This is a genomic window from Robiginitalea insularis, assembly GCF_052497835.1.
This window is the reverse complement of record NZ_CP199296.1, coordinates 2,615,723-2,629,062: the sequence shown is the minus strand read 5'-3', so window position 1 is coordinate 2,629,062 and position 13,340 is coordinate 2,615,723. Positions and strand designations below refer to the sequence as shown.

The window sequence follows — 13,340 nt, the reverse complement described above, 5'->3', positions numbered from 1 at the left end:
ACAACTTTTTGAGCCAGCTTACTGAACATACTGATGTGCTGTTACAGGCGTGTTTAAGGGGTGAGTCCCGTGCACAAATGGAAATTTATGATCGCTATTACAAGGCCATGTACAACACGGCCCTGAGGATTGTAAAGGATTCTGCCACGGCGGAAGATATTATGCAGGAATCCTTTCTGAGTGCCTTTACCAAATTAGACACCTTTAAAGGGGAAGTAACCTTTGGAGCCTGGTTGAAGCGAATTGTAGTTAACAACAGTATTTATCAGTACAGAAAGCAACAAAAACAGAATGAAATACCGTTTGAAGGTGTATTGCACAAGGTCGAAGACAAGGATGAAACTGATGCTGATTCCGGGAGTACAAAACAAATGGCTCAAAAAGTGATGGAAACCATGAAACAGCTAAAAGACAGTTACAGAATTTCTTTGACCTTACACCTAATAGAAGGCTACGACTACGAAGAAATTGGAGAGATAATGGACATGAGTTATGGCAATTGCCGCACAACCATTTCAAGGGCAAAAGAAAGCCTTCGAAAGAAATTAAGCTCGCAAAACGTATGAAGGATTTTGACAACATAACAGACCTCTTTGAGGAATTAAAGGGAAGTTTTGACCTGAAGGAACCACGGGAAGGTCACCGGCTGCGTTTTAAAGAAAAACTCGACGCACAAGCCGGGACACCCAGGGGGCGCTTTGCTTCTTCCTGGTGGAAGCCCTTATCCATAGCTGCTTCCATCGCCTTGCTGATAACAGCATCTGTTTTCTGGCTGGGGCCCCGGAACTCCGAGCAGCAGCAACTGGCAGCGATTTCACCAGAGGCTTCACAGACTTCCTATTATTTCAGTAACCTGGTAGCACAGCAGGTCAGCGAGCTGGAAAAATTAGGGTCGCCGGAAACCAGGCCGCTTATTGACGATGCCATGAAACAATTGGACCAGTTGGAAAAGGATTACGCCAAGCTGGAACAGGACTTGCTAAATGGCGGGAACAGCAAATTTATACTGGGAGCGATGATTACGAATTTTCAAACGCGTATCGACCTCTTGCAGGACGTTATGACAACAATCGAACAAATAAATCAATTTAAAAATGAATCCAATGCGACGAATACAATTTAAAAACCTTTGCCTTGCCCTGTTCTTATCGATGGGGGTCAGTCTGGTCTACGGTCATGATTTCAAGGGAAAGCACACAAGAGAAAAAACTATTAAAAAGGAATTTAATGTCAACGCAGATGCACTGCTGAAAATTCAAAACAGCTATGGCAACCTGGTATTGAATTCCTGGAATGAAAATCGGGTGGTTATTGAAGTACACATAACTACCAACGGAAACAACGAGGATAAGGTGCAGAAAAAACTGGATGAAATAACCGTTGAATTTGAAGCCACTGCCTCTATGGTCTCTGCACGTACCCTTTTTGAGAAGGAGAATGACTGGGGTTGGTGGGGAAAGAAAAACAATGTTAACATGCAAATCAACTATACGGTTAAGATGCCTGTTAAGAACAGCGTACACCTCAGTAATGATTACGGGAATATTACCCTTGACAGGGTAGACGGACACGCCAAGATCAAATGCGATTACGGCAGGCTTGACCTGGGCGAACTGCAGGGACGTAACAATGAATTACGCTTCGATTATACCTCCAAATCCCGGATCGGTTATATGAGAAGCGGGCAGATAATGGCAGACTATTCAGGTTTCACCCTTGAAAAAGCCGGAGATCTGTCGATCAAGGCAGATTACACTCACTCCATTATCGAAGAAATGGGTAATCTCGAATACTCCAGCGATTACGGCTCCCTGGAAGTAGGCAAGGTGGAAAATGTCCAGGGGAAAGGCGATTACATCAATATAAAACTGGGAACCGTACACGGCAATATAGACCTGATGTCTGACTATGGATCCATCCTAATCGAAAATATGGCCCCGGACGCCGGAAACCTTAGTATCCGGTCCGACTACACTGGCATCAAAATCGGGTACGATCCTGCCTATAATTTTGATTTTGAAATCAGCACCCAGCATGCCGGGGTTAATGGGAAAGATGATTTTGAAATCAGCATCAGCCAGGAGAAATCTAACAACAGATACTACGAGGGCTATTACGGCAGTAAGGGCAGTGGAAAAAGGGTATCTATCAACAGTGAATATGGAGGGGTTACCTTTAAAAAGAATTAATCAAACACAAATAAAACTTTAAAATTACCAAGATGAAAAATAGTATTATACTGGTTCTGAGTCTCTGTGCCACTTTCAGCCTGAGCGCCCAATGGGGAAAACAAGTAAAAGGCAATGGGAACGTTGTAACGGAGGAGCGCTCCGTAGGGGAATACCAGCAAGTGAGTCTTTCAGGAAGTTTCGATGTGGAACTGGTAGACGGAAAAGAGGGAAACCTCACCCTTAAGGGAGATGAAAACTTACTGGAATACCTTATAACGGAAGTTAAGGACGGCAAACTGGTTATTAAGGTCAAAAAGGGGTATTATCTGAAATCTTCTTCATGGAAATCCGGTGGCATTCTTATTACCGTGCCGGTTGAAGAAATTAGCGCAGTGTCCATGTCCGGCTCCGGAGACATCGTTGGAAAAAAGACCCTCAGGGCGGATGACTTTGATGTGAGTATGTCAGGCTCAGGGGACATTAAGCTGGATCTGGATGCCCGAAATGTTGAAGCCTCGCTTTCAGGTTCAGGAGATATGTTGCTAAGCGGCGCAAGCAGTAGCTTTACTGTTCGTATATCCGGCTCAGGAGATATCGAGGCCTATGACCTGGAAGCCGATGATGTGGAGGTTGTGATTTCCGGTTCTGCGGATGCTCATGTAACCGCAAGAAAATCCCTGCTCGCCCGGGTATCCGGTTCAGGGGATGTGCATTATAAGGGAAATCCCGAAAAAGTCGACTCCAAGACATCCGGTTCAGGTGAGGTTACTAAAGGGTAAATATTAAATCAAAAAACAGAGCAGTCGCCCGGAGGCCCTTCAATCAGGCCTCCGGGTTTTTTATTTAGCAGTATCCGGAGGGCTTTCATCTAGCCGCGGGACTCTGGAAAGCAGGAAAATCCCCAGTAAAAAAAAGATCCCAAGGAAAATGGTAGCATTGCGCATACTTCCGGTATACTGGGCTACGAAACCGTACAAGAAAGTACCGATTACTATTCCTATTTTCTCGGCCACGTCATAAAAGCTGAAAAAGGAGGTGGTGTCCTTGGTTTGGGGCAGGAATTTTGAATAGGTAGACCTGGAAAGAGCCTGTATACCCCCCATCACCAGCCCAACGCAGCCGGCAGCTATATAAAAGTCCAAGGGGCTTTTAACGAAATAAGCATAAATACAGATAAAAACCCACAGAAGATTGATGATCAAAAGGGTTTTGATATTTCCGATTTTACCCGAAACACGGGCTGTAAAGGTCGCCCCAACTATGGCTACCAGTTGGATGACCAGTATACTGACAATCAAGCCCGTGGTACGCTCCGAATCAGTCCCCCAGGCTATTTCCTCTTCACCAAAATAGGCTGCAATCAACATCACGGTTTGCACGGCCATGCTGTAAACAAAGAAGGCAGCCAGATAGCGTTTGAGCCTCAAAATCGATCCGAGTTGCTGCCAGACGCTCCTGAGTTCCCGAAAGCCATTAAGAATGATATGTTCCCGTTTCCCTTCTTTTTTGTAACCCTTAGGCAGGTGGTAAAAGGTGTACTGACTGAAGAGGATCCACCAAATCCCCACAGATACAAAGGAGTATTTCATCGCAAGGATTTCAGCTGCTTCCCCACCCCGGCTGCTGATGCCAAAAAGACCGGGCTTCAAAACCATGGCGAGGTTTAACAGCAAGAGGATAACGCTGCCGATATAGCCCAGGGAAAAGCCTTTGGCGCTGATGCGGTCCTGCTGTTCCGGAAAGGCAATATCGGGCAGGTAGGAATTGTTGATGGCGAAACTTACCCAAAAGCCTACCAGGCCAAAAAAATAAGCCAGCAGTCCGAAATAGATGTTTTCCAGTGAAAACCAGTAAAGCCCAATACAGGAAACGCCCCCCAAATAGCAGAAGAACTGCATAAATACCTTTTTGTTTCCAAGGTAATCTGCTATTCCAGAGATCAGCGGAGTAACCAGGGCGATAAAAACAAAGGCAATAGAAGTGACATAACTGATCAGCGGGGCACGTGCGATTTCCCCGCCAAATACCATTACTTTCTCTATACCGGCGATCCTGAAAAGGGCCCCGTAATAGATTGGGAAAATTGCGGAGGCGATTACCAGGCTATATACAGAATTGGCCCAGTCATAAAAGGCCCAGGCGTTTAAAAGCTTTCGACTCCCCTTTAAGGCTAAAATTTTGGACATAAAAAAACCATTCGGCTAAGAATGGTTTCAAGATACAATAATAAAATTGGCAATGCTGCCTTATTGAAAGGTGGTAACACCAAACTTGCGGGCTTCCTGTTTGGCCGCCGGCGCCCACTGTGTAAGATTATTTATACGGGTATCATTGGAGGGATGCGTACTTAAAAATTCAGGAGGTGCCTGATTACCACTATTCGCTTTCATACGCTTCCAGAGTTCTGCAGCCTCGTCCGGATTATATCCCGCAATTGCCATAATCTGCAGGCCAATACGGTCTGCTTCTGTTTCGTGGCTGCGACTGAAAGGGAGCATCCCCCCTACCGTAGTCCCTACCCCATAGGCATTGTTGAAAATATTCAGGGTTTTCTCATCCTTGATAGCTACATTCCCGATAACTGCCCCGGCTTGTTGCAGGGTTCCGGCACTCATACGCTGGGCCCCGTGATCTGCCAGTGCATGCGCAACCTCGTGCCCCATAACAACTGCGATCCCAGTTTCTCCCTGACAAATGGGCAAAATCCCACTATAAAAAACAATTTTACCCCCGGGCATGCACCAGGCATTGACCGCCTCATCAGACACAAGGTTATACTCCCATTTGTAATCCTTCAGGTAGCCGGGGTAGCCGTTAGCCGTTAACCACCGCTCCGCGGCAGTCGCAATACGCTGGCCTACCTTGGTAATCATCTCTGCTTCCGAGGTACCCTTTACCACCTTATTTTCTTCCAGAAACTGGTTATACTGCGCAAAGGCCGTGGGGAAAATCTGGTTATTCGGGTAAAAGTTCAGCGTGCTCTTGCCTGTAAAAGGGTTGGTTTTACAAGCCACAACAACCAGTAAAAACACTATCAGGCCTATTACTTTTTTCATAATAATTTTTTTTCGGAATAAGAAAATTACAAAAATTTTACTTCCCTATTATTTGAAGCTGGGTAAAATTCTTACTGATCTCAATGGTGTTGTCCCCGTTGAGGCGAACATCTTTGAGGTTAACTTTTTCATTATCCACAAAGACCTTGTCAATCCTGAATGGAAGCCCAATCAGATTTACCTTGAAGTTCTCGTAAGAGGTGGTAAAATCCCCGTCCTTAAACTGCTGGATTATGATTTCTTTCTCCTTCCCCTGGAATTTAAAATTCCTGAGGCTGAAGCCGCCTTTTTTGTAATCGTAGCCGTCCTGATCATCTTCGTAAATGGTGGACTGCTCCGTTCCCAGTTTGTAATATACATTCAGGGTAAGCTGTTCAATTTTCAATTCTCCCACATACTGCTGTACGGGATATTTGGGGATAATGGCACCCTCCTTGATAAAGAGCGGAATCTTGTCAATATCGGCAACCACCCATTTCTCAGAGCCTCCTTCTACGATTTCCCCGGTCCAGTAATTGTGCCATTTCCCTCTGGGCAGATACATCCTGCGCCCCTTGGCGTTTGGTTCCTGTATGGGACAGACCAGGATTTGTTCCCCAAAAATAAACTCATCTGTCCTGAAATGGGTCTGCTGGTCTTCCTGATCATAGTATACGAGGGATTTTATCATAGGGACCCCCTCTTTGGCATATTTCCAGAACATGGTGTACAAATACGGCAATAACTGATACCTCAGCTCGATAAATTTCCGGACGATACCGGTAACTTCCTCATCAAAGGACCAGGGTTCCTGGTCGCCGTGGTCACCGCTGGAATGCACCCTGCAAAATGGGTGGAATACGCCCAGCTGTATCCAGCGTGCAAATAATTCCCCGTTGGGTTGTTCTGCGAAGCCTCCAATATCTGTACCCACAAAAGAGTAACCGCTGAGGCACATTCGCTGTACCTGTACATTTGCAATCCAGAGGTGTTCCCAGGTAGCCACGTTATCCCCGGTCCAGGTGCAGGAATACCGCTGTGTCCCGGAATAGGCCGCACGGGTAATCACAAAAGGCCTTTTGGGGAAAACATATTTCTTGACCCCTTCATAGGTGGCACGCACCATCTGCATCCCGTAAATATTATGCGCCTTTCGATGGCTGCAGGGATGCCCGTCATAATCATGTCTCACATCCAGAGGGGCCGTTTTGGAAGGCACCTCCATCACGGCCGGCTCGTTCATATCATTCCAGACTGCATGCACTCCTGAATCCTTGATCAGGCCCTTGTAAAGGTCTGCCCACCAGGCCCGGACTTCCGGATTGGTGTAATCGGGAAAACTGCAGGGGCCCGGCCAAACCTTGCCCTGCATGATGGGCCCGTCTGCTCTTTTACAGAAATAATCGTTCTCCAAAGCTTCATTGTAAACCCAGTAATCCCGGTCTACCTTGATTCCCGGATCAATCATGACCACGGTTTTAAAGCCGTCCTTCTCCAGGTCCCCAATCATTTTTTTAGGGTCCGGAAATCGCTTCTTATCCCAGGTAAAGCAGCGAAACCCGTCCATGTAGTCTATATCGAGGTATATAGCATCGCAGGGGATTTTAAGCTTGCGAAATTTGCGGGCCAGTTCCCTTACCCGTTTTTCAGGATAGTAACTCCATTTAGACTGGTGATAGCCCAGCGCCCATAATGGAGGAAGTTCCGGGGTCCCGGTCAGGTCTGTATAGGCCCGCACTACCCGTTCCATTTCGGGTCCGTAGAAAAAATAGTAATTCATCTCCCCGCCGTCGGCCCAGAAACTGGTGATATTCCGGCGTTCATGGGAAAAGTCAAAATGCGTCCGGAAGGTGTTGTCGAAAAAGATCCCGTATGCAATATTCTGGTGCAGCCCTATATAAAAAGGAACCGCCTTGTAGAGGGGCTCCTGGTCTTTACCATAGGCGTATTGGTCTGTTACCCAATTATTGACCCGTTTTCCTTTGAGGTTGGTGTGCATGGCCTTGTCCCCCATCCCGTAAAAACTTTCGGAAGCCTGGGTAATCTTGCTCATCTTTACCGTGTTCCCACCGTAGGTGTAATTCTCCTCCCAGTGAAAACCGAGTTCATCCTCATTGATAATATTCCCTTCCAGGTCTGAAATCTGCACCCTGAAGTTTTTCTTATCGATCAGCACCTTTAACTTGGAGGTGTAAATCAGGTATTCGGTATCCGTTTCTTCATCTCTTAAATCGCTATAACCGCGGCTGTGGTCCGGGTCGATTGCATATGAAAAATCCGGCTCAAAAACATGCTCTGTGGCATATCTGAATCTTAAAACACTGTTCCGGATGACTGTAACCTCAAGGATTACGCCATTTTCAGATGTGTAGTAAAATTTATTGGAATCTTTATGGGTTTCTATTATATGGTTGGGGTATAAATTGCCTTTATACTCCAGTTCAGTATTCGTAATCATAGTTGGTTACTTTTTAACCTCGCAAAAGAAAGACATTCGGGGCAGAAATTGAAATCCACCCGCCCCCAAATATAAACTACAACGATTGCGGTTGTGATTTTATCTGAAAACTACTACTCCAAGAGGTGGCAGATTCACTTCAATAGACCTCTCATATCCGTGCCAGGGGGTTTTACTGACAGAAGCAGTAGTATTCTCCATCCCGCTACCTCCGTATTTTTCGGCATCGCTATTAAAGATCTCCTTTAACTGACGCGTTTTTGGCACCCCTATCCTGTAATTCTCCCGGGGAACAGGAGTAAAGTTGCAGGCAACGATAAGATCGTCCTTTTTGGCTTTTCCTTTGCGGATATAGGTCAGCACAGAGTTTTCCGCATCTCCGTAGTCTATCCACTGAAAGCCTTCCGGGCTGAATTGCTTTTCGTAAAGCGCCGGATACTCCCTGTACAGGCTGTTCAGGTCCTTTATAAGTTGTTGCACCCCAATATGAAAATCATATTGCAACAAGTGCCAGTCCAGGCTTTGCTGGAAGTTCCATTCGGATGACTGTCCGAATTCCCCCCCCATAAAAATCAGGTTGGCCCCTGGGTGAGTAAACATGTAGCCGAAAAGCAGTCTGAGGTTGGCGAAACGCTGCCATTCATCTCCGGGCATGCGGTACAACAGGGATTGCTTCCCGTAAACCACCTCATCATGCGAAAACGGAAGCATAAAGTTTTCCGTAAAGGCGTATGTCATACTAAAAGTGAGATCGTTCTGGTGGTGTCTTCGATAAACGGGTTCTTTTTTAAAATACTCCAGGGTATCGTGCATCCATCCCATCATCCATTTCATGCCAAACCCGAGCCCGCCTATGCTGACCGGCTTGGAAACCATCGAAAAAGAAGTGGATTCTTCGGCTATGGTCTGTACGCCGGGGTAATTCCCATACACTTCTGTGTTGAGCTCCCGGATAAAAGAGATAGCCTCCAGGTTTTCGTTATTGCCGTAAATATTGGGTTCCCACTCTCCTTCTTCCCTTGAATAATCGAGGTAGAGCATAGATGCCACTGCATCCACCCGCAGGCCATCTATATGGTACTGGTCCAGCCAGAAAAGCGCGTTGCTGATCAGGAAGGCGCGAACTTCATTACGCCCGTAGTTAAAAATGAGGCTTTTCCAGTCGGGATGATACCCCCGGCGCCTATCGGGGTGTTCATACAGGTGAGAGCCATCAAAATTGCCCAGGCCATGTGCATCTTCCGGAAAATGGGAAGGAACCCAGTCCAGGATGACCCCAATTCCATTCTGGTGCAGCGCATCTACCAGGAGCATGAAATCTTCCGGCTTCCCGAAACGGGAAGTGGGAGCGAAATAACCGGTTAACTGGTACCCCCAGGAAGGATCATAAGGGTATTCCATTATCGGCATAAACTCAACGTGGGTAAAATTCATCTCCTTTACATAGGCCACCAGGTCTTTCGCCAGGTCCACGTAGGAAAGGAACTTATTATCCTTAGTTCGTTTCCAGGAGCCCAGGTGTACCTCGTAGACAGAATACGGCTTGTCCAGAGCGTTGTGCTCCGCGCGCGATTCCATCCAGTTCGAATCTTTCCATTTATGTTTTGGATTCCAGACTACGGAAGCCGTTTTGGGTGGTGCTTCACACAATCGGGCAAAAGGATCTGCCTTCTCGGTCTTTACATCGTGATTATGCGAGTGGATTTTATATTTGTAAAGGGTACCCTGTTCCAGGCCGGGAATAAACCCTTCCCATATCCCACTGGCATCCCAGCGAACATTGAGGGGATGCTCCCCTTCCAGCCAGTAATTGAAGTCTCCCACAACGGAAACGGCCTTGGCAGTAGGTGCCCAAACAGCAAAATAGACGCCTTTAACCCCATCTACTTCAATTTGATGGGAACCAAGTTTCTCATAAAGCCTGAAATGTTTTCCGGACTTAAATAAATCGATATCAAAATCTGAAAATAAACTATGCGGGACTACTTTACCCATAATATTTATTTGTTTAGTCGTTTATAATACTTCGGATTCCCTCCAGGGGAATCACCGCCCAGCTAGGACGCGAATTCATTTCGTACCCCAATTCATAAACCGCCTTTTCCAGCATACAGTACTTAAGTAAAAATATACGCTCGGCACTGTAGCCGATATTTAGGTTGTTTTCCTGAATAAGTTGTACATAGGTTTCCAGGAAAACCCCGATAAAATAGCGGTACAGGATCTCACCGGCCTTAAACAGGGATTCCTGGGGAAAAGGGTATTTGTCCGGATTGTTGAATATTGTGGCATAAATGGCATAATGGAAGGAGCGGAACATTCCGGCAATATCTTTTAGCGGGGGCTGCTTTACCTTGCGGTCACGGATCGTGCTCTCCGGCTCGCCCTCAAAATCCAGCAGGTAAAAATCGTCTCCCTGCACCAAAACCTGCCCGAGGTGGTAATCCCCGTGTACGCGGATGCGTTCCCCCTTTAACTTGGTCCAGTCAAAATTTACAAAGCGCTTCCGTATCTCGTTTTTGCGTTCCAGAAACTCCTCGGCCAATTCCAAAGATAGCCCTTCCAGCCGACTTAGTTTGTTTTCAACCATATTGAGGCGGTTCTGGAACTGGTACAACAACCGGTTCTTGAGCCATACCTCGTAGTCCCCGTTAAAATGCGTGGGCGTAAAGGCAGTGTCTTCAAACTCAGATCCCAGGGCAATGTGCATTTCTGCGGTCCGCTGGGCAAGTTTCTGTAACCTAAGGAAAACCTTAAGGCCCGCCCAGTCAATAATTTCGGGGGGTACATCCCGGATTTTCAGCCTTTCAAACAGGGGGATATCCGGCAAACGTTCAATTCGGATACCCTTGTATTCGAGGTTACTGAATACCTTGTGCAATTCCTTGAGCAGGTAGTCCCAGGCATCTCCCTGATTGGGCACCAACTCCTGCATTAAGGCTATGGTTATATTGGCATTATCCGCATCCATGATACTCAGGCTGCCCTGATAGGCCGGGGTATTCCTGAACCCTTTACGTTCCGAAAGAAAGCGGCTCATCTCATAATCCGGGTTCTTGTCCGCATAAATCCGTCGAAAAAATTTGATGACTGATTTCCCATTAATGATAATGGAGGTATTGCTCTGTTCCAAACCCATAAATTTGGAGCTGCTGTATTCCGTTCCCTGAAATTCAACGCTTTTGTGATAGCGTACCCGGGTAGTGTCATTGGGTTCGGCGCTCAGGATACGTTCGTAGACCAGTTTCCGGAAGGCTTCAAGGTTTACAGCGTCTATTATATAACCCTCCTGTCCTTTAATGCTCACCGGGAGGATACGGTCTTTTTCTGCAAAATTTTCATCGGAAACAAAGGCGATGGGCAAAAAATAATGCTGGTAAAAGGCTTCTTCAAAATTGACTTCCAGCAGCAGGCCGTAGTACACCTCTTCCCGCTGTTGAATGCGGAAATACTCCTGAAGTTCAATGTACTTAAGGGTACTGGACTTTCCGCCGTACCATCGCTGTTTCTGTACATACTGCTCCAGGACTTCAGACAGGAAAACTTTCATAAAACTGCCATCGTCCAGAAGTTGTTCCCAGGGAACATCAAAACTGTACTGGTTTTTCTTTTTAGTATCTGATTCCGTCTTTGACATAATCTGTTAGCGCCTGATGTGAAATATATGAAAAGGTAAATTGGGCTGGAGTTCGATAAAATTCCATTCCAATCCCCATTTATAAGTGGTTTGTGTCAGTAAATCGTGAAATTCCAGAGGAGTTCCCTCCCCTACTCCCATAACTTCAAGGGGGAGTTGGACATATCCCTGCTGTACGTGGTGGGCGTCCAGACTAACTACAATGAGCAGTTCATCCTTTCGTTCTTCATCCCATTTATAAAAAGCAAGTAACTGCTCGTTCTCGATTCTGCAAAAATGAATATTATTGGTTTGTTGCAAGGCAGGGTGGTCTTTCCTGATCTGGTTGAGTTTGGTGATCAGGTGAATCAATTTATTCTTCACATTCCAGTCCCAGTGTTTGATCTCGTATTTTTCCGAGTTCAGGTATTCTTCCTTTCCCGGATAGGGCTCGGTAACCATATACTCGAATACAGGGCCGTAAATACCCAGATTACCGCAAAGGGTGGCGGCCAGACCATAACGGATAATATGCATGGATTCGTTAGCCCCCTGCAGGTGATAGGGGTTGATATCAGGGGTGTTTGGCCAGAAATTGGGTCGGTAGTACTCCCGCATGTCTGTCTGGGTCAGTTCAATCATATAATCGATTATTTCCTGCTTGTGCACTCGCCAGGTAAAATAGGTATAGGATTGAGAGAATCCCTGCTTGGCCAGTTGTTGCATGATACGCGGGCGGGAAAAGGCCTCTGCGAGAAATAATACATCGGGATGTTTCTTTTTGACTTCGCCGATAAGCCAGTTCCAGAAATAATACGGTTTTGTGTGCGGGTTGTCTACCCTGAATATGCGTACCCCGAATCCTACCCATTTCAGGGTCACTTCCAGCAATTCCTGCCACAGCGCTTCGTAAGCTTCGGATTCGAAATAAAAATTAACGATATCCTGGTATTTTTTCGGTGGGTTTTCGGCATACTGCATGGTACCGTCCGGTCTCTTGCGAAACCACTCCGGATGTTCACTTATATAAGGGTGGTCCGGGGCTGCCTGAAAAGCCAGGTCCATTGCAATTTCCAAACCTGAATCGTTTGCCTTGGATATCAAGGTTCTGAAGTCCTCCTCTGTTCCCAGTTCAGGGTGTAATTCCCGGTGGCCTCCAAATCGCGATCCGATTGCCCAGGGAACTCCGGAATCTCCTTCCTTGGCCTCTGTGGTATTGTTTTTTCCTTTCCTGTTTTTCTCCCCAATCGGGTGTACCGGAGGAAAATAAAGGGTATCAAAGCCCATCTCTGCGATCCTGGGAAGCAGGCGTTCGCAGTCTTTGAAAGTCCCGTGTTTTCCGGGTTCTGCTGAGGCCGATCTTGGAAAAAATTCATACCAGGTGCTGAAAGCTGCCTGTTTGCGGTCTACATATACCTGCAGTTCTTTTGAAGTATTGGCAAGCCTTCGCTGCGGAAAATCCAGGAAGAGCTGATGCAATCGATCCGAAACGGCGCCTTCCACCGCCGGGACATACAAATCCGGTTCCTGAAAATACTGAATCAATTCCTCTACATAGGCCTGGTCTGAAGTGCCGGCCTCCCCCAACAGATATTCCAGGTACTGAACGCCGTCCAGCAATTCCGATTTCACGTGCTGCCCATCCTTAACTTTAGCCTCAATGCCGTGCTGCCAGTTCAGGGCATAGTCTACCCATCCCCGAATCTTATAAGTGTAAAAGCCCTGCTTGTCTACCCGGAAATCGGCCTGGTACCGGTCATTCTCAAGTGGATGCATTCGCTGTGTCCGCCACTGTTTCTGGGCCTCGTGCTTATACATGACCTCTGCCTGCATCACATCGTGCCCATCGGGTAAAACATCGGCCTCCACCACTACTTTCTCACCGATTACCCGTTTTATAAAAAACCTGCCACACTCCAGTTGCGGGGTGATAGCATCTATAACAACCCTTTCTTGTCTTAACATGTCAAATTCTTACTGTACCTCTTAAATGTAATTATTTATTACTGTTTCCTAAAATAATCAATAGCCGGACACCGCCCGTAACTATTCTTTAAAAT

General features: G+C 46.6%; 10 protein-coding genes. 4 read left to right on the top strand and 6 right to left on the bottom strand.

Annotated features, from left to right (window positions below):
- The first annotated feature begins 8 nt into the window (after positions 1-8).
- Genes ACT6NV_RS11940 through ACT6NV_RS11925 form a run of 4 tightly spaced genes read left to right on the top strand, consistent with a single transcriptional unit; the run spans position 9 to position 2,950 of the window.
- Positions 9-566, top strand: coding sequence for an RNA polymerase sigma factor (locus ACT6NV_RS11940; RefSeq protein WP_445384675.1), 558 nt, complete (start codon positions 9-11; stop codon positions 564-566).
- Complete coding sequence (locus ACT6NV_RS11935) at positions 563-1,123, top strand: hypothetical protein (protein WP_445384674.1); 561 nt, start codon at positions 563-565, stop codon at positions 1,121-1,123. Before ACT6NV_RS11940 ends, ACT6NV_RS11935 begins: the two co-directional genes overlap by 4 nt.
- A complete protein-coding gene (locus ACT6NV_RS11930) occupies positions 1,104-2,189 on the top strand; it encodes a hypothetical protein (RefSeq protein WP_445384673.1) in 1,086 nt (361 codons plus the stop codon). The genes ACT6NV_RS11935 and ACT6NV_RS11930 overlap by 20 nt, the downstream gene beginning before the upstream one ends.
- A gap of 32 nt (positions 2,190-2,221) precedes the next feature.
- Positions 2,222-2,950, top strand: a complete 729-nt coding sequence (locus ACT6NV_RS11925) for a head GIN domain-containing protein (protein ID WP_445384672.1) — start codon at positions 2,222-2,224, stop codon at positions 2,948-2,950.
- 60 nt (positions 2,951-3,010) lie between these two features.
- Here ACT6NV_RS11925 and ACT6NV_RS11920 read toward each other — a convergent pair whose 3' ends face one another.
- From ACT6NV_RS11920 to ACT6NV_RS11895, 6 genes are all read right to left on the bottom strand, one after another.
- Positions 3,011-4,357, bottom strand: coding sequence for an MFS transporter (locus ACT6NV_RS11920; protein ID WP_445384671.1), 1,347 nt, complete (start codon positions 4,355-4,357; stop codon positions 3,011-3,013).
- Positions 4,358-4,417: 60 nt separating this feature from the next.
- Positions 4,418-5,227 carry a M48 family metallopeptidase gene (locus ACT6NV_RS11915; RefSeq protein WP_445384670.1) on the bottom strand — a complete coding sequence of 270 codons (810 nt, stop codon included), beginning with the start codon at positions 5,225-5,227 and terminating at the stop codon, positions 4,418-4,420.
- Positions 5,228-5,264: 37 nt separating this feature from the next.
- Positions 5,265-7,664, bottom strand: a complete 2,400-nt coding sequence (locus tag ACT6NV_RS11910) for a glycoside hydrolase family 31 protein (protein ID WP_445384669.1) — start codon at positions 7,662-7,664, stop codon at positions 5,265-5,267.
- Positions 7,665-7,763: 99 nt separating this feature from the next.
- Complete coding sequence (gene glgB, locus ACT6NV_RS11905; RefSeq protein WP_445384668.1) at positions 7,764-9,659, bottom strand: 1,4-alpha-glucan branching protein GlgB; 1,896 nt, start codon at positions 9,657-9,659, stop codon at positions 7,764-7,766.
- 13 nt (positions 9,660-9,672) lie between these two features.
- On the bottom strand, positions 9,673-11,301 hold the full coding sequence (locus tag ACT6NV_RS11900; protein ID WP_445384667.1) for a maltokinase N-terminal cap-like domain-containing protein: 1,629 nt from the start codon (positions 11,299-11,301) through the stop codon (positions 9,673-9,675).
- 6 nt (positions 11,302-11,307) lie between these two features.
- Positions 11,308-13,245, bottom strand: a complete 1,938-nt coding sequence (locus ACT6NV_RS11895) for an alpha-1,4-glucan--maltose-1-phosphate maltosyltransferase (RefSeq protein ID WP_445384666.1) — start codon at positions 13,243-13,245, stop codon at positions 11,308-11,310.
- Between the last annotated feature and the right edge of the window lie 95 nt (positions 13,246-13,340).